Raw genomic sequence first — 16731 nt, 5'->3', positions numbered from 1 at the left:
GGATCATGCCCGCATGCCTATCCTGTCTCGTCTGCTGCTGATCCTTCTATTCGCCGTCGCTGGCGCCTCTCCCGTCTTGGCCCAGGACACCCAGAACAACGGGCAGATCCAGCAGACCGTGCTCGCCACGCCTGACCAGTTGAGCACACAGCTCGACCAGATCAAGAAGACGCTGACCGACAAGACCAAGCTCACCGACGACATCCTCACCGACGCGCGCAGCAAGACGCAGGCGATCCAGCAGCAAGCCGACCAGTTGACCACCAGCCTCGCTCCGCAGGCTGATGCGCTCAAAGCCAAGCTCGATGTGCTCGGCCCGGCGCCGGCCAAAGGCGCCCCGGCGGAAACGCCGGAAGTGGCGGCCCAGCGCAAACAACTGAGCAAGGACCAGACCGACCTCACCGGCCAGCTCACCCAGTCCAAGCTGCTCAGTCGCGAGAGCCAGCAGCTGCTCACCGAAATCGCCGCGCTGCGCCGCAACTTGTTCCAGGCGCAGATCAGCCAGCGCAGCGCATCGCCGCTGAGCATGGCGTTCTGGAGCCGCTTCGCGCAGAACCTGCCTGATGACAGCGGCAACTTCCGGCAGCTCTCACAGTCCGTGCAGGGCGCGCTCGCCCAGGCCTGGCAGCCGGGCAATCGCCTGCCCTTCATCCTGTGCCTGACTGCCGCCGTCGCGCTGCTCGCGGGTGGGCGGCGCGTCTTCGAATACAAGATGCTGGACATCGCGGCGCGTTACCTGCCGTCGGGTCATCTGCGCCGCAGCGCCATGGCGGTGGTGGTCACCGTCGGCACGACCCTGATCTATGGCATCGCCGCGTGGCTGATCTATCTGGCGGTGAACTGGAACGGCGTGTTCGACGAGGAACTGGACGAGCTGGTGCGCCCCATTGTTCGCCTGATGTTCTACGTCGCGACCATGGCGGGCCTGGGCCGTGCCCTGTTGATGGTGAAGCATCCATCCTGGCGCCTGCCGCCGATCTCCGACAACCTCGCGACCCGGCTGTGGCCCTTCCCCAGCCTGATGGCGTACAGCGCCTTGCTGCTGGGCGTGATCGAACGCGTCACCAACGACATCAGCGCCAGCCTCTCCACCGCCATGGCCGCCAATGCGCTGGCGGCCACGCTGATCGGCGGCCTGGTGGCCTATGCGCTGGTGCTGATGAGCCGCGCGCGCCGTGCCCTGCTCACCAGCGGCGCCACACCCGCAGCCCGGCCGCTGTGGGTGGGTGTGCTGGTGCTGTGCGCGTTCCTGGGCATGTTGATCACCCTGATCTCGGTGTTCACGGGCTATATCGCGCTCGCCTTCTATGTGGCGCGGCAGATGCTGCGCGCGGGTTTCTTGATCGCCGCGCTGTATGTGGTCATGCACCTGATCAACGATCTGTGCGAATCGGTGCTCTCGCCCGACTCCCGCACCGGTGTACGACTGCAGGAAAATTTCGGCATCGCGCCGGCCCGCCTCGAACAGACCGCGACCGTACTCTCCGGCGTCGGCCGCGCCTTCCTGTTGATGTTCGCCATCCCCTTGATCCTGGCGCCCTATGGTGCGGGCGCCAACGAACTGATGGATCGCGGCACGCGCATCTTCAATGGCCTCTCGCTGGGCACGCTTACCATCAATCCCACCAGCATCTTCAATGCGATGGTGGTGCTGGTGGTCGGTTACGTCGTCGTGCGCCTGATCAAGCGCTGGCTGAGCAAGCAGCTGCTGCCGAAAACGTCGCTGGATGTGGGCATGCAGATGTCCATCGTGACCTTGCTCGGTTACGTGGGCGGCATCCTGGTGTTCGTGCTGGTGCTGGGCGCGCTCAAAGTGGACGTGCAAAGCATCGCCTGGGTGGCCAGTGCGCTGTCCGTGGGTATCGGTTTTGGCCTGCAGGCGATCGTGCAGAACTTCATCTCCGGCCTGATCCTGCTGGCCGAGCGACCGGTGAAGGTCGGCGACTGGGTGAGCATCAGCGGCGTGGAAGGCGACATCAAGCGCATCAATGTGCGCGCCACCGAGATCCAGCAAGGCGATCGCTCCACCGTGATCGTGCCGAACTCGCAGCTGATCACGCAGAACGTGCGCAATGTGACGCTCGCCAATGCGCAAGGCCGCGTTCAGATCCGCCTGCCGATGCCGCTGGGCACCGATCCGAACAAGGTGCGGCAGATCATCTTCGACATCCTGCGCAATCACTCGGTGACGCTCAACACGCCGGCGCCCACCGTGCAGCTGGACAGCATCGATTCCGGTTCGATGATGTTCGTGTGCACCGCCTACGTGAACAATCCGCGCGACTCGGGCACGGTCAAGAGCGACCTGCTGTTCGAGATCCTCGATCGCCTGCGCAAGGCCGATCTGCCGCTCACCACGCCGCAGGACATGGTGGTACGCACCATGCAGCACGATCCGGCGACGGCGCCGAGTCCGTCGACCACCGTCTTTCCCGGCAAGCCATCCTGACAGCCATGCCGCATCGGCCTAAACTCCGGGCGTCACCCGGAGTCAGCCGATGGGACACCACGTCGTCGTACCTGCGCCGCCGCTCAACGCCCTGATTTCCCGCCTGTGGGATTGGGACATGCCGCCGGCTGCGCATCATTTCGAACGCGTGCTGCCGGTGCCGGGCGCGGCGCTGATCATCAACCTCCATGAGAACGAGACCCGCGTCTACAGCGACGACGCGGATCGCCGCTGCCTGCGCGCCGCCGCCTCGGTGATCGGCGGACCGTGCCTGCGCAGCCAGATCATCGACACTGCCGAACAGGTACGCGTGATGGGCGCGGTGTTCCATCCCGGTGGCGCGCATGCCTTCACCGGCGAAGACCACGAAGCGCTGGTCGGCCAGGACATCGGCCTGGAAGACATCTTCGGCCACAGCGCCCACCGCCTGCGCGAGCAGTTGCTGGACACGCCCTGCCCGCACGAGCGACTCGCTCTGCTGGAGCAATGGCTGCTCGCCCATATGCGCAAACCACAACTCGCCCCCGAGGTGTTGCATGCGCTGGACCAGATCAGCGCACGGCCGCAAGTGGCACGCATTGGTCCGCTGGTGCGCGATGTCGGGCTGTCGGAATATCGCTTTGGCCGTCTATTTCGCCGGCAGGTGGGCATGGGGCCGAAGCGCTATGCGCGACTGATGCGTTTTCGCCACGTGGTGGATGCGGTCTATCGATCGACCGCCGTGGACTGGAGCGGCGTGGCGATCGACGGCGGCTACGGCGACCAGGCGCATTTGGTGCACGAGTTCCGCGACTTTGCCGGCATGACGCCAACGGCATTCATGGCGGCACGCGGACCGTATCCCAATCACCTGCCCCTGGACTGAAGGCGGTATCCGCTACCATCACGGCGGATTGATGCCTCTCTTCATCTCGCCCGTGGCATGATCGGCCATCCCCTCCGAGTCCCCGCCATGTCTGCCGACCTGTTCTCGCCTGCTCCCGCGCAGGGCCTTGCATCGCGTATCCGCGTCGGCATCGGCGGCTGGAACTTCGCCCCGTGGCGCAACAACTTCTATCCCACCGGCCTGGTGCAGCGCCGTGAACTGGAATACGCCAGCCGCCATCTGCGCGCCATCGAGATCAACGGCACGTATTACGGCGCGCAAAAGCCCACGACGTACGCCAAGTGGGCGGCTGAAACGCCGGCAGGTTTCGTGTTCTCGCTGAAGGCGCCGCGCTACGTCACCGAAGGCAAGCGACTGGCCGATGCCGGTCGCGGTATCGATGGCTTCGTATTTGGCGGCCTGGCCGAGTTCGGCGATCGCCTGGGACCGGTGCTGTGGCAGCTCAGGCCGACGCGCCCGTTCGATGCCAACGACCTGGCCGCCTTCCTCGATCTGTTACCGCGCGAACTCAATGGCCAGCCGATGCGCCATGTGCTGGAGGTGCGCCACCCCAGTTTTCTCGACGAGCGCTACGTGGAACTGGCGCGTTCGTATCGCATCCCTACCGTATTCACCGATTCGCCGGAGCATCCGTCGCTGGCCGACCTGACCGGCGACTTCGCCTATGCGCGGCTGATGCGCAGCGAAGCGCAGCTGGAGACGGGCTATCCATCGGGCGACCTGGATATCTGGACCACGCGCGCACGTGCCTGGGCCGAGGGCCACGACCTGCCGGATCTGCCGCACGTGTCGGCGCCCTTGAAAGCTCAGGCGCCGCGCGATGTATTCATCTACTTCATCAGCAGCGCGAAGGAACGCAATCCCGCCGCGGCCATGTCGCTGCAGCGGCGGGTGGACAAAAAGGGCTGATGCCCGCGTGCCTGGGCACGCCGAAGGATCTACACTCGCGCCACTCTGACCAGGCGTTTCGTGATGCGCGCACTCAAACCATTGCTTCTGCTGGTCGTGCTGGCCGTGGCGGCGCTGCTGTGGGGTCGCCACACCTCGGAACCCGCGCCCCCCGGCAGCGTGGCGTCGCAAAGCGCGACCGCGCCAGGCGCCGCACCGACGCGCAGCGACTCGCTGCCTTCGTTCCTGCCGCCGGAAGCGGCCGACATCCTGCGGCGCATCGCCAACGGCGGTCCGTACGAGCATCGCCAGGACGGCGTGGTGTTCCAGAATCGCGAAGGGCGCCTGCCGGCCAGGCCCCAGGGGTATTACCACGAGTACACGGTGGACACGCCGGGACTCGATTACCGCGGCGCGCGGCGCATCATCACCGGCGGCACGCCGCCGCAGACCTACTACTACACCGACGACCACTACCGTACGTTCCGCCAGTTCGAGGTATCCCGATGAGCGCGCAATTTGATCTCGATTTCGGCGATGCCGAAGACGGCGGCATCTTCTTCGTCACCAGCGAGGATCTGGAGCCCCTGGCCGAAGCGGCCGGCATGCAGGGTCTGCGCGTATGCCGCATCAGCCTGGCTGACTACACCGATCACGAGGCGCTGTTCGATCGCCTGACCCGGGCGCTGCAGCTGCCCGCCGACTTTGGCCGCAACTGGGATGCACTGGCCGACAGCATGCGCGACCTGTCCTGGCTCAAGGCCAGCGGCTATATCCTGCTGTTCGACCACGCCGAACAGATGCGCAGCCGCAACGAGGACGACTTCGACACCTTGCTGGATATTCTCGAGGAAGCGGTCGACTACTGGCAGGACGCCGGCGCCCCGTTCTTCGTGTTCTTCGCGCTGCCCGAAAGCGCTTTCGACGATACCGACGACTGAGTAAGCACATCACCATGCAAGACATCGATTTCGACCTGGACCGCGACTACGTGGAACTCAACCAACTGCTGAAGCTGGTCGGCCTGTGCGACAGCGGCGGCGCGGGCAAGGCCATCGTGGCGTCGGGCGTGGTCTATGTGGACGGCCAGCAGGAGCTGCGCAAGACCTGCAAGATCCACGCGGGCCAGGTGGTGCAGCTGGAAGACTTCGTCATCCACGTGAACGCGCTGGACTGATCACGCCTCCGGCATCGGCAGCGCGGCGAGCCTGGCATCGAGCAGCGACGATGCCGGCAGGCGGATGCCAAATTGCTCCGCGATCACTCGCTTGATCTCGTCCGTCGTCTGCAGCGTGCGGCGTACCGATTCGTGCCCCAGGGCATGCACGGCGAACTCGCGGTTGCGCAGGGCGAGCCGGCGATCGGCGAGGGTGCGCGCCACGATGAGATTGTGCCGGAACAGCGACGAGGGATAAGTCGAGGTGAAGTGGTTGCCGACCACATAATCGATCGGCTCCGCGGGCTGCAGGCGAAACCGGTACAGCGTGCGCCACTGTTCGCCCACCCGTGCCTGCATGCGCCACTGCACGCCGTCGGTGATGAGCCGGAACGGCTCCAGCGAGGTGGGTTGCGCCTCATCGACCACCAGGCGCAGCGCGCCGCCCAGCGCCATGCTGCCGAAGCCCACATCGGCCAGCCAGCTCTCGCCCTCCACTTCCACACGCAACAACATATGCGTTTGCGGGCTCTCGGCATCCTCTGGCTGGTTCCACAGCACGCGGGCGATCAGCCCGGTGACATCGAAGCCCACCGCCTTCAGCACGGCGGTGAACAACGCATTCTGTTCAAAGCAGTAGCCGCCGCGCTGGCCGTTCACCAGCTTGTCTTCGATCGCCGCCAGCTCCAGCGACACCGGCGCGTCCAGCAGCGGATCGAGATTCTCGAACGGGATGGCCGCGATATGCGCCGTAGCGAGCGCGCGCAGGGTCGCTACATCTGCCCTGGGCTCGCCGACAAACCCGATGCGTTGCAGGTAGCCCTCGAGATCAAGCTGGTGCGGCATGGCGGCCTCCATGGCGAGAAAGCCGCACGATAACACCGCCTTGGCGAGGCCTTTGCACCCGGCCGGACGCAAGCTGTCAGGATGCAGGTAACCGGAAGCGACCCGGCGGCGAATAAGGAAGCAAGGCCCGCGATCCTACGGGCATGCCGTCCCCCTCCTCGATGGAGCGTTCGTTCATGAGCATCCGCCGATTCAAGCTGTTCCCCACCCTCGCTGGGCTAGTTCTGATGGCAGGCCTCGGCGCCTGCACGCTGGCCGCCGCCGGCGACAACACCGTGATTCCCGACCCGGCGGTCGATGCCGCGCCCGCCCAGGGCGATCAGGTGGCCGTGTTGGCCGGCGGCTGTTTCTGGGGCCTGCAGGCCGTGTTCGAGCACGTCAAAGGCGTGAAGAAAGTGTGGGCCGGTTATTCCGGCGGCGCCGCCAATACCGCCGACTACGATCGCGTGAGCGACGGCGACACCGGCCACGCCGAGTCCGTGAAGATCGTCTACGACCCCAGCAAGGTCAGCTATGGCCAGTTGCTGAAGGTGTACTTCTCGGTGGCCACCGATCCGACCCAGCTCAATCGCCAGGGCCCGGACGTGGGCACGCAGTATCGTTCGGCGATCTTCTATGGCAACGACGACCAAAAGCGCGTTGCCACCGCGTACATCGCCCAGCTGAGCGCCGCGCATGCCTATGCCGATCCCATCGTGACGCAGGTGGTGCCGCTGAAGGGTTTCTATGTCGCCGAGTCCTATCACCAGGACTATGCGAAGCGTCATCCGAACGAACCGTACATCGTGTTCAACGATGCACCGAAGGTCACGCATCTTCAGCAACAGTTTCCGACGCTTTATCAGCCTGACCGCGAAATAGTCAGCGTCACGCTGCACTGACGATCAGCCAGCCTCGGGCGGCACCAGGCGCAGGTGGGAATTGCCCTGGCGCCGGCCGGGGCTGAGCAACTGGGCGATCACATCGGGTTCGACCGGACGCGAATACAGGAAGCCCTGCCCTTCGGTGCATCCGGCACGCAGCAGGAAGCGATGTTGTTCTTCGGTTTCGATGCCTTCGGCGATCGGGCTGATATCCAGACGGCGGCACAACGTCAGCATGGACTCGACGATGGCGCCATCGCTGACGTCGTCAGGCAGGCCGGCGACGAAGCTCTGGTCGATCTTCAGATAATCGATGGCGCGCAGTTTCAGATAGCTCATCGACGAATAGCCCGTACCGAAATCGTCGATCGCCACGCCCACACCCAACGAGTGCAACGCGTGCAGGGTGCGCTCCATCTCCTCGCCCAGGCGAAGAATGGCGCCTTCGGTGATCTCCAGCATCAGCCGCTCGGGCGCGAGGCGGCGCGCTTCAAGGAGCATGCGGATTTCGTCGACGAAGTTGGCCTGTCCAAACCAGTTCGCCGACACATTCACCGCCATGCGCAAGGGCGGCAGTCCGGCCTTGTCCCACGCGGACATCTGCTCGCAGGCAGCCTGCAGCACCCATTGGTCGATGCGCCGGATCAGGCCGAGCTTCTCCGCCATCGGGATGAATTCGCCCGGCGCGATCAGCCCGCGCTGCGGGTGATACCAGCGCAACAGCGCCTCGACCGCCACGATGCGGCCTGTGCGCATTTCCACCGTGGGCTGGTACATCAGGCGGAACTCGTTCTCCGACAGCGCCTTGCGCAGTTCCGAGGCCAGCGCGATACGGCGCCGTGCGTCGGCCTGCATGCGCGGCGAGTAGAAGCGGAACGCATTGCGCTCCTCGGTCTTGGCCGCGTACATGGCGGCATCGGCATTGGTGATCAGGGTGGGCACGTCGGTGCCGTCGAGCGGGAAGCAGGCAATGCCGATACTGGCGCTGAGCGCAAGCTCGTAGTCGCCCACCGCAAACGGCGTCGACAGCACCGTCAGCAGGCGACCCGCCAGCGCGCTCGCCTGCTCGCGCGAATGCAGGTCCGACAGCAGTACGGTGAACTCATCGCCGCCGATGCGGCCCGCCACGCCGCGATCGCCCAGCTCATAGACGATGCGCTCGGCCACCTTCACCAGCAGGTGATCGCCGATGGCATGGGTGTAGCTGTCGTTGACCGCCTTGAACGCATCCAGGTCGATGAACACGACGGCCGCCATGCCACGCTCCCGCTCGGCAGTCGTCACCGCCTGCACGCAGCGACGCTCGAACTCGGCCCGGTTGGGCAGGCCGGTGAGCGTGTCGTGCGCGGCCATGTATTGCAGGCGCTGCTCGTTCGCCTTGGCGGTGCTGATGTTGTTGATGACTGCCACGTAATGCTGCACCTCGCCTTCCGGGTTGCGGATGGCGCTGATGCTGAGCAGCTCGGGATAGCTGGTGCCATCCATGCGGCGGCTGCGTACCTCGCCGACCCAGTTGCCCTCGGCCTCGATCACGTCCCACACCGAGTTGGGCAGCGGCGAACCGTCGGCCAGGCAGCGCAGGTCGTCGAAACGCAGCCCCTGCAGGGCCTGCACGGTGAAGCCGGTCATGCGGATATGCGCGGCGTTGACGCGCGTCACGCGCCGATCCGCCTCGGCGATGATCACGCCCTCGGCAATGCTGGCCAGCGCCTCCGACGCGATGCGTCGCTGCTGCTCCAGGTTCACCCGTTCGGTGATATCGCGCAGGATCGATTGGCGAACGCTCTGCGCCCCCCAGTGGGTCACGCTGCTGCGCATCTCCACCGGGCGCAATTCGCCGTCCGCCATGCGCAGCTCGCCGGTGATGGCGCCATCGGCGCGGTGCAGCAGCGGCGTAAAGAACGTGGACAGGGCTTCGCCGGTGAGCTTGTCCTCGTCACGACCGGTCCATTGCAAGGCCGTGCGGTTCGCCTCCAGGATGCGGCCGCTTTCTTCGTCCACCATCAGGATGGCATCGGCGGCGCTGTTGAACAGCATGCTGTAGCGCTCCTCGGTGCCGCGGATCCGCGACAGGATGCGCTGGGCCATGCGCAGCCACAGCAAGGAGGCGATGCACGCGGTGAGGAACACCGCCGCGAACAGCACCTTGCCGAGCCAGATCGCGCCCTGCGCCACTTCCAGCGAGAAACCGTTGGTGAGCGGCTCCAGATCGTTGTTGAGCCCGTTGATCCGATCGAGCTGCCACTGCAGCCATGCCGGCTCGGGCTGGCCGCGCGCATAGGCTTCGCTCAATTCCTTGGCCACGCCATCGAGCTGGCCCAGCGGACCATCGGCGGCACGCCATAGCGAAACGGCTTCGTGCATGTGCTGCACATCGGTGCAGCAGCGCAGCATGAAGATCATGCCGGGCTCGGCCTGCGGCAGGATCTTGCCGCGCTGGAACGCATCGTGGATGAGCTTGCGGTCGTAATGGCCCGAGGCGATCGCGTCGCGCGCCCAGCCATCGGACGTCAATAGTCCGTAGTTTCGGCGAAAGGCCGCCAGCCGGGCCGCATCGCCGGACTGGGCATAACCGAGCAGGTCCACCACCGCCTGCTTCTGCGCCTTGCTCCAGACACTCTCGCCGTTGAGGAAACCGGCGAGAGTGACCTGGACCTGGAGGGCTCCCCAGGTAAGCATGAGAATCAGGCCGATGACGGCCACCAGCCCATAGGCCAATGGCCTCAAGCGCCGGGACAGCGGTCTTGGAGAGGTGCTACGGATCAAATCCATGGCGTCCTTTTACACGACCACTCCATAAAGCTACATCTCGTCCCGTCACGCTGTCGACGACGAGATCCCCGTTATGCCGCTTGCTCTGCCACTTCGTTCATCGTGTGCTGCACCAGACAACGCTCCAGACCGTAGTGCAGACTCACGTAGCTACGCTCGATGCATTCGCGCAGATGCTCCACTTCCTCCTCTGCGGGCTGGCTGCCCATCAGGGTGCAAACGATCTCCAGCGCCTCCCACGGATGAGTATCGTCATAAGCGGCGTGTAGCTGAAGCCAACGCAGGGTGGACTTGCGACCGGCAGCCGGCAGGCTGTTGGCGTAGGCCACGCTGTCGAACACCTTCTGGGACCACTCGCCGGTGACGCCTTCGATGGCGTAGTTGGTGGCGGCGATGCCGGCGGCCAGCGTGTCGCGGGCACAGACGTCATGGCACCACTCCGCGGCAGTCTGGGTGCCGCGCGGCGGCATGCCGTCGAGCACCTCCTCACGCGACACACCCGAGCCCTCGGCCCAATCCAGCCAGTACTCGGCATGGTTCTGCTCCACGCGGATGTTGCGGACCAGCCAGCGTCGAGCCATGTTGTCGCCGGCACTGCGTCCATAACGCGTCTTGAGCAGGCTCAATGCCATGAAGCCCGGGAAGCGCTCGATCAGCGACCAGGTGCCGACCATGAAGTTGCGCACGGTAGCCAAGTCGATACTACCTTCGCTCATCATGTCCCACATCACGTGGTCGCGGACGCTCCGGCGGGCGGGTTCGCAGGCTTCGATCATTTCGCGCGCCCATTTGGGGTAGCTCGACAGTTCGGTCAGCGAGCCGGTGCGTACAGTGTTGGTGTTCATGCAGTTTCTCCAGTCGTCAATCAAGGAAACCGCCGGACCCTGCCCGGCGGCCCGACACAAGCCGTGCCGGACCACCAGTGTGGTCACGCCTCGAATGGCTTGCGAACGCCCGTTGCGAAGCAACCTGGAAAAACCTGCGCAAGTGATTGACTAAAAGAGGAAAAGCGAAAATAAGCCAGCTGGCTGCCGACCCGGAACTGGCGGAAAACTGACGTCGGAATTCCGGCGCACGCCAAGTCTTTGACGCTAAAGCGGGAGCCATGAGCAGCACGACCCGATAGACACGCGCACACAAACGTGGCCCGCCATTGGGCGGGCCGCGGCATCAAGCGCCGTTCCGTTAGTGCGAACCCAATACGCCGGACAAGACCATCAACAGGCCTGCGATCGACACCGCCCACACCAGGGTGCGCAGATAGGGAATGCCGGCCGCATAGATCGGCAGGTAGACCACGCGCGCCCAGAAGTAGATCTCGGCGCCAAGCGCGGTCGTGCCACTCGCGCATTGCCCCACCACGACCACCAGCACGGCGGCCGCGAAGAACGCAAAGGTCTCGAGGAAATTGCGGCTGGCGCGGCTGGCCCGATCGGCGACGCCGGTCAGCGGGGCTTCGCCGGAGCGATTGCCGGCATTCCAGGCCATGCCTCGCTGCATGGTGGCCAGCGTCACCGCAAACACCACATAGACCAGGCCCAACACAATCGACCACGCCAACATCTTCAGTTCGACCGGCATGTCGCCACTCCTCGTTGGATGTGGCGACATGATGCGCCCGGGCGCGGCCCTGCACCACCGGTGGGCGTCTTATGGATGTACCGAGGACGCCACGCTACGCGCGATATCGGCGAACAGCGCGGCGCGCTGCTGATCGCTGGCCGACGAGTCCATCAGAAACGCGGCCACCAGCACAGTGTGCCCATCGGGCCAGCGGATGATGCCGATATCGTTGAATGCAGCCGTGCGCTTGCCCAGCGCGCCGGACGTGCCGGTCTTGTCGGCAAAAGTCAGGCCTGCCGGCAAACCCGCGCGCAGGCGGTTCGGGATGGTTTGCGCTTCCATCAGCGCGAGCAGGCGCTGGGTCGATACCGGCGACAGCAGCTCGCCCTGGACCAACTTTCCAAGGAACGCGATCGCCGCATGCGGCGTGCTGCGATTGCGCGGGTCGGCGAGAAAGGCCTGATAGCCCGACTGGTAGCGCAGGTCCGCGGCCGCACTGCTTTCGTGCGCCGGCGCCTGTTCGCCCGGACGCAGACCGTGGAACACCTGCGCGATGTCTGCCTCGTCCACGTCCACGCGCATGCCATCGATGCCGTGCGCATGCAAATACGTCGTCACCACGACAGCACCACCGACGGCGCGGATCAAGGCATTCACGGCCGTGTTGTCGCTTTCGGTCACCGCGGCTTTCAACAGCTGCTCGATGGTGAAGCTCATGCGCTCGCCGTGGAAGTGTGCGCCGATGGACGGTATCGCCGAGCCGCCCATCACCTGATCGCGCGTGACCGTCACTGTCTGCTGCAAGGACAGCGATCCATCGTCAATCCGCGACAGCACCGCAGCGGCGACCGGCGCCTTGAACACGCTCATCATCGGGAATGCGCGATCCGCGTCGACGCCGGTGGTAGCGCCCGACTTCAAATCGAGCACGGCCACGCCCAACGTGCCCGGTTGCGCGCGCTGCGCCAAGGCATCCAATGCGTGTTGGAGCGCCTCGTTGGTTGAGGCTGACGGTTGTGGGCTGGCCGCGGGCGAGACGCCCGAGACAGCCGAGCATGCGATCGCGAACATCGCCGTGCACCATGCACGGCGGGCAGTCGAAAAAGCCATGGAGAGTCCTTTCGAGTGGGGTGACCCGGGCACTTTCTCAGCCGACTATGGCAAATCTCGGGCGCTCACCTGTCCTTGGCGCGACAGCAGTGCCCTGCGCCGTCCGCAAGGCACCGCGATTCGATCAGATCATCGGCAGGTTGAGGCCTTGCTCTTTCGCGCACTCGATGGCGATCTCATAACCCGCATCGGCATGACGCATCACGCCGGTGCCCGGGTCATTCCACAGCACGCGCGCAAGGCGCTGGTCGGCCGCTTCGCTGCCATCACATACGATCACCACGCCCGAATGCTGCGAGTAACCCATGCCCACGCCGCCCCCATGGTGCAGCGACACCCAGGTCGCGCCGCCGGCGACATTGAGCATCGCGTTCAGCAGCGGCCAATCGCTCACCGCATCCGAACCGTCGCGCATCGCTTCGGTCTCGCGATTGGGGCTGGCCACCGAACCCGAATCCAGATGATCGCGGCCAATCACCACCGGCGCCTTCAGCTCGCCATTGCGCACCATCTCGTTGAACGCGAGGCCCAGCTTGTGGCGCACGCCCAGACCCACCCAGCAGATGCGCGCCGGCAGGCCCTGGAAATTGATGCGTTCCTTCGCCATGTCCAGCCAGCGATGCAGGTGCGGATCATCGGGGATCAGCTCCTTCACCTTCTGGTCGGTCTTGTAGATGTCTTCCGGATCGCCCGACAGCGCCACCCAGCGGAACGGGCCCACGCCACGGCAGAACAGCGGACGCACGAAGGCCGGCACGAAACCCGGGAACGCGAACGCATCCGCGCAGCCTTCGTCCTTCGCCATCTGGCGGATGTTGTTGCCGTAATCGAACGTCGGTACGCCCTGCTGGTGAAACGCGAGCATCGCTTCCACGTGCGTCTTCATCGACTGCTTGGCCGCCTTGGACGTGCCGGCCGGATCGCTCTTGCGGCGCTCGAACCACTGCTCGACCGTCCAGCCCTGCGGCAGGTAACCATTGACCGGATCGTGCGCGCTGGTCTGGTCGGTGACGGCGTCCGGACGCACGCCGCGGCGCACGAGTTCCGGCAGCACATCGGCGGCGTTGCCAAGCAGCGCGATCGACTTTGCTTCACCGGCCGCGGTGTATTTCGCGATGCGCGCGAGCGCGTCGTCCAGATCGGTTGCCTGCTCGTCGACGTAACGCGTCTTCAGGCGGAAATCGATGCGGCTCTGCTGGCATTCGATGTTGAGCGAGCACGCACCAGCCAGCGATGCAGCCAGCGGTTGCGCGCCGCCCATGCCGCCCAGACCCGCGGTGAGGATCCACTTGCCCTTGAGGCTGCCGCCGTAGTGCTGGCGACCCATTTCCACAAAGGTCTCGTAAGTGCCCTGCACGATGCCTTGCGAGCCGATATAGATCCACGAGCCGGCCGTCATCTGGCCGTACATCATCAAGCCCTTCTTATCGAGCTCGTTGAAGTGCTCCCAGTTCGCCCACGCCGGCACCAGGTTGGAATTGGCGAGCAGGACGCGCGGCGCATCCGGATGGCTGGGAAACACGCCGACCGGCTTGCCGGACTGGATCAGCAGCGTCTCGTTGTCGTTGAGCTCGCGCAGGGCGCGCAGGATTGCGTCGAAGCATTCCCAGTTGCGCGCCGCCCGCCCGATGCCGCCGTAAACCACCAGTTCCGCCGGATTTTCCGCCACTTCCGGATCGAGGTTGTTCTGCAGCATGCGGAACGGCGCCTCGGTCAGCCAGCTCTTGCAACTCAACTCGGTGCCGCGCGGCGCGCGGATGGTACGGGTGGTGTCGATGCGGGTGGGAGCGTTCATGGGAAGCGTCACAGCCAGGGGAAAGTGCCATTGTGACGAGGCTGGCCGGCGCCCGCAAACCGCATTGCGGCAAAGTCCCGCCCATCCACCTTTCGGCACTTTCGCGACGCGCAAGGCGAAATCATGCTTGCCGCACTCCCCCCCTGAGGTTGCGCCCATGCAGCGTTTCCTGATTCTGGCCGTGCTGGGTGTGGCCGCGTTCGTTGGTCATGCGCAGGCTGCTGAAACATCGCGTTGCGCGGTGTGGCAACGAGAACTCTCGTTCGCCGCGTCAGTGGATCGGCACGACGAGAAGGCGTTTGCCGAGCATATCGACAGCGATGCCGTCTTCGCGGCGAACACTGCCCATCCGCAGCGCGGCCGGGCGGCGATCGTCAAGCAGTGGAAGACGTTGCTCGAAGGCAAGAGCATGCGCGTGCGCTGGTACCCCGCCTGGGTGGTGCAGGCAGGCGATCCATCGACCGTGCTGTCGAGCGGACCGGCCCTGCTGGAAAACCTCGCGCCGAACGCGAATCCGCGCTACACGCTGATCGCATTCAGCACGGTATGGCATCGCGGCAATGACGGCGTATGGCGCGTGATGTTCGACGGCGGCGACGAAGGACGCGCAGCGAGCGCCCAGGACGTGGCGAATTTCGAGTCAGGGCGCCGTGCGGAGTGCGCGCCCGATCTCGTGTCGCTTGCCATCGTCCGCTGAGCACCCCGCACCTTTCATTGCAATGATGCGTGGTGGGGTGATGGCGCCGATTTCGCGGAAGCCTTGGCGGCGCCGTCCTGCAGTGCCTGCTCTGCCCTCATTCGCAACAGCGCGCGATGCATCTCGGGCGTGGTATCGAAGTGGGCCGCGAAATAGTCCGCGGTATCCTTCAAGCCCTTCCTTGGCTGGCGCATCTGAATCTCGGCGCGCAACCACCAACCATAAGGCTCGCTGGGCGCTGCCTGCACCAAACGCTCGTCCAGCGCCCAGGCCTTGTCCCAGTCATGCGTCTGGTTCATATAGAGGTTTGCCAGTGCGGCAACTGCCTGCCTATGGTTTGGCGACAAAGCGAGCGTGGCCAGATAGTCCTGCTCGGCATGCGGATAGTCGTTCAACATCTCATAGGCGTTGCCGCGCGCAACCACATAGTCGGCATTGCCGGGCTCCTCACGCATCAGCTGGCTGGCCTGCGCGACCGCCCATGCTGATTCATCGAATTCGTTGAGGTTGTATACCCGACGCGCGCGGGCGCTGCGGTCTTCGGGATAGAAGCGCAAATCCTCGGAGAAATACACGGTCGACAGATCCAGGTGGTTGCATGCCTCGGCGGACTCGGCGGCCGTGGACAGCTGCGAGGCTACGGCAACCTGGTCGAATACGAGACGGAACTGCTCGAACCGGCCCGGTACGTTGCAGTCATCGCCATCGAGATCCACTTCCTCCGCAACCGCCTTTTCCGGCAGCAGCATAAGCAAGGGATTGTCGGATGCATGCTTCAGCGCCGCCTGCCCGTTCTGCTTCATCTGCTGGATCGAGCCGCCCCAGCGGGGTTGCAGGGCGCGCATCATTTCGCTGTAGATCGCAAAGTTTGCCGGATCGGTGTGCAAGCCGGCATCGGCCGCGTTTCTTACATAGGCCGAGCCCAGGCTGAGTTGCCCTGCGTCGATCATGGCGACGTACGCAGGCGTCATGCGCGGATCGAGTGATACGGCATGGCGCAGGTCCGCATCCGCGAGCGCCAGCAAGCGTTCCATCGCGTCGATGTTGCTGCGCGGCGTGTCCTGTATGTATTCCTTTCCGCGTGCATGCCACGCCATGGCGACGTAGGAGACGCCACTGGCGGTGTATGCAAACGCACTGTGCGGGGACGCCTGCTTCCAGTGTTCCAGCAGGGGACGCAAATCAAGGTCGCTGCGGTTGAACCAAGTTTCGAACGCATGATCCATCACGCCTGCCACGTCCGGCTTGTGCAACTTGTCGTCGAGCATCCCCGCCAATCGCCGGTCCAGCTCGACGTACTGGCCCTGCTCAAGCAGTGCATGTACCTGTTCAAACGACATCGACGGATACGTTCGATAGCGGCAATACGCCGCGACGGCGGCCGGCGACCAATGGCTGCCGGGTGGATCCGGATATGCGAGACAGCGCTGCAGCGGATCGGTGATCGCTTCGGCACGTTTGGCGCCGGCGAGGAATCTGTAGACGCTGTTGCGGTCGAACACATGCGCATTGGCTCTGTTCGGCAGAGCCACGGTCGGCGCCAGCTTGGGCGCGGGCCGATTGATGCGAGCGACCATTGCATGCTGCCAGCTCGCAGCCATTGCCCAGACGCCGCCGCCAACGGCCAAACCGAGTCCGGCCGCCGCGGCGAGCCACCACTTGTTTCCGACGTTCATTCCCTGGCCCCCCAGTGATTGCGCAAAACC

General features: G+C 64.9%; 15 protein-coding genes. 8 read left to right on the top strand and 7 right to left on the bottom strand.

The features are described 5' to 3' along the window. Positions 1 to 13 precede the first annotated feature (13 nt). From AC1DKY_RS08135 to AC1DKY_RS08110, 6 genes are all read left to right on the top strand, one after another. Positions 14 to 2449 (top strand): DUF3772 domain-containing protein, encoded by a 2436-nt coding sequence (locus AC1DKY_RS08135; protein WP_441603421.1) that lies wholly within the window; start codon positions 14 to 16, stop codon positions 2447 to 2449. Between the two features lie 49 nt (positions 2450 to 2498). Then, a complete protein-coding gene (locus AC1DKY_RS08130) occupies positions 2499 to 3314 on the top strand; it encodes an AraC family transcriptional regulator (RefSeq protein WP_441603422.1) in 816 nt (271 codons plus the stop codon). Positions 3315 to 3401: 87 nt separating this feature from the next. Beyond that, complete coding sequence (locus AC1DKY_RS08125; RefSeq protein WP_441603423.1) at positions 3402 to 4244, top strand: DUF72 domain-containing protein; 843 nt, start codon at positions 3402 to 3404, stop codon at positions 4242 to 4244. 63 nt (positions 4245 to 4307) lie between these two features. Next, positions 4308 to 4733, top strand: a complete 426-nt coding sequence (locus tag AC1DKY_RS08120; RefSeq protein ID WP_441603424.1) for a guanyl-specific ribonuclease — start codon at positions 4308 to 4310, stop codon at positions 4731 to 4733. Then, positions 4730 to 5164 (top strand): barstar family protein, encoded by a 435-nt coding sequence (locus AC1DKY_RS08115; RefSeq protein ID WP_441603425.1) that lies wholly within the window; start codon positions 4730 to 4732, stop codon positions 5162 to 5164. Before AC1DKY_RS08120 ends, AC1DKY_RS08115 begins: the two co-directional genes overlap by 4 nt. 14 nt (positions 5165 to 5178) lie before the next feature. Continuing rightward, on the top strand, positions 5179 to 5400 hold the full coding sequence (locus AC1DKY_RS08110) for an RNA-binding S4 domain-containing protein (protein WP_441603426.1): 222 nt from the start codon (positions 5179 to 5181) through the stop codon (positions 5398 to 5400). Here AC1DKY_RS08110 and AC1DKY_RS08105 read toward each other — a convergent pair whose 3' ends face one another. Beyond that, positions 5401 to 6225, bottom strand: a complete 825-nt coding sequence (locus tag AC1DKY_RS08105; protein WP_441603427.1) for an arylamine N-acetyltransferase family protein — start codon at positions 6223 to 6225, stop codon at positions 5401 to 5403. 176 nt (positions 6226 to 6401) lie between these two features. On the opposite strand from AC1DKY_RS08105, the gene msrA reads away from it, so the two are divergent. Then, the gene (msrA, locus tag AC1DKY_RS08100) at positions 6402 to 7106 is read left to right on the top strand and encodes a peptide-methionine (S)-S-oxide reductase MsrA (protein ID WP_441603428.1); all 705 of its coding nucleotides are present in this window, start codon (positions 6402 to 6404) and stop codon (positions 7104 to 7106) included. A 3-nt stretch (positions 7107 to 7109) separates the two neighbouring features. Here msrA and AC1DKY_RS08095 read toward each other — a convergent pair whose 3' ends face one another. The 5 genes from AC1DKY_RS08095 to hutU all read right to left on the bottom strand — a co-directional run bounded on the left by AC1DKY_RS08095 (position 7110) and on the right by hutU (position 14328). Beyond that, a complete protein-coding gene (locus AC1DKY_RS08095; RefSeq protein ID WP_441603429.1) occupies positions 7110 to 9860 on the bottom strand; it encodes a putative bifunctional diguanylate cyclase/phosphodiesterase in 2751 nt (916 codons plus the stop codon). 71 nt (positions 9861 to 9931) lie between these two features. After that, entirely contained in the window at positions 9932 to 10705 is a 774-nt protein-coding gene (locus AC1DKY_RS08090; RefSeq protein WP_441603430.1) for an iron-containing redox enzyme family protein, read from the bottom strand. Between the two features lie 340 nt (positions 10706 to 11045). Further along, the gene (locus AC1DKY_RS08085; protein ID WP_441603431.1) at positions 11046 to 11441 is read right to left on the bottom strand and encodes an MAPEG family protein; all 396 of its coding nucleotides are present in this window, start codon (positions 11439 to 11441) and stop codon (positions 11046 to 11048) included. 69 nt (positions 11442 to 11510) lie between these two features. Further along, positions 11511 to 12533 (bottom strand): class A beta-lactamase, encoded by a 1023-nt coding sequence (bla, locus tag AC1DKY_RS08080; protein ID WP_441603432.1) that lies wholly within the window; start codon positions 12531 to 12533, stop codon positions 11511 to 11513. A gap of 124 nt (positions 12534 to 12657) precedes the next feature. Further along, positions 12658 to 14328, bottom strand: coding sequence for a urocanate hydratase (gene hutU / locus AC1DKY_RS08075; RefSeq protein WP_441603433.1), 1671 nt, complete (start codon positions 14326 to 14328; stop codon positions 12658 to 12660). Between the two features lie 157 nt (positions 14329 to 14485). Between hutU and AC1DKY_RS08070 the strand changes: the two genes are divergently transcribed. Continuing rightward, the gene (locus tag AC1DKY_RS08070; RefSeq protein ID WP_441603434.1) at positions 14486 to 15025 is read left to right on the top strand and encodes a YybH family protein; all 540 of its coding nucleotides are present in this window, start codon (positions 14486 to 14488) and stop codon (positions 15023 to 15025) included. 14 nt (positions 15026 to 15039) lie between these two features. Here the strand turns inward: AC1DKY_RS08070 and AC1DKY_RS08065 are convergent, their stop codons facing one another. Further along, on the bottom strand, positions 15040 to 16701 hold the full coding sequence (locus tag AC1DKY_RS08065; protein WP_441603435.1) for a tetratricopeptide repeat protein: 1662 nt from the start codon (positions 16699 to 16701) through the stop codon (positions 15040 to 15042). Positions 16702 to 16731: the final 30 nt, after the last annotated feature.

Source organism: Dyella sp. 01N448 (assembly GCF_056399225.1).
Note: the sequence above shows the minus strand (reverse complement) of the source record. Positions and strands in the feature narration are given on the sequence as shown.

Coding starts and splice junctions, on each gene's coding strand:
- AC1DKY_RS08135 (WP_441603421.1), top strand. CDS start 14: ATGCCTATCCTGTCTCGTCTGCTGCTGATCCTTCTATTCGCCGTCGCT.
- AC1DKY_RS08130 (WP_441603422.1), top strand. CDS start 2,499: ATGGGACACCACGTCGTCGTACCTGCGCCGCCGCTCAACGCCCTGATT.
- AC1DKY_RS08125 (WP_441603423.1), top strand. CDS start 3,402: ATGTCTGCCGACCTGTTCTCGCCTGCTCCCGCGCAGGGCCTTGCATCG.
- AC1DKY_RS08120 (WP_441603424.1), top strand. CDS start 4,308: ATGCGCGCACTCAAACCATTGCTTCTGCTGGTCGTGCTGGCCGTGGCG.
- AC1DKY_RS08115 (WP_441603425.1), top strand. CDS start 4,730: ATGAGCGCGCAATTTGATCTCGATTTCGGCGATGCCGAAGACGGCGGC.
- AC1DKY_RS08110 (WP_441603426.1), top strand. CDS start 5,179: ATGCAAGACATCGATTTCGACCTGGACCGCGACTACGTGGAACTCAAC.
- AC1DKY_RS08105 (WP_441603427.1), bottom strand. CDS start 6,225: ATGCCGCACCAGCTTGATCTCGAGGGCTACCTGCAACGCATCGGGTTT.
- msrA (WP_441603428.1), top strand. CDS start 6,402: ATGAGCATCCGCCGATTCAAGCTGTTCCCCACCCTCGCTGGGCTAGTT.
- AC1DKY_RS08095 (WP_441603429.1), bottom strand. CDS start 9,860: ATGGATTTGATCCGTAGCACCTCTCCAAGACCGCTGTCCCGGCGCTTG.
- AC1DKY_RS08090 (WP_441603430.1), bottom strand. CDS start 10,705: ATGAACACCAACACTGTACGCACCGGCTCGCTGACCGAACTGTCGAGC.
- AC1DKY_RS08085 (WP_441603431.1), bottom strand. CDS start 11,441: ATGCCGGTCGAACTGAAGATGTTGGCGTGGTCGATTGTGTTGGGCCTG.
- bla (WP_441603432.1), bottom strand. CDS start 12,533: ATGGCTTTTTCGACTGCCCGCCGTGCATGGTGCACGGCGATGTTCGCG.
- hutU (WP_441603433.1), bottom strand. CDS start 14,328: ATGAACGCTCCCACCCGCATCGACACCACCCGTACCATCCGCGCGCCG.
- AC1DKY_RS08070 (WP_441603434.1), top strand. CDS start 14,486: ATGCAGCGTTTCCTGATTCTGGCCGTGCTGGGTGTGGCCGCGTTCGTT.
- AC1DKY_RS08065 (WP_441603435.1), bottom strand. CDS start 16,701: ATGAACGTCGGAAACAAGTGGTGGCTCGCCGCGGCGGCCGGACTCGGT.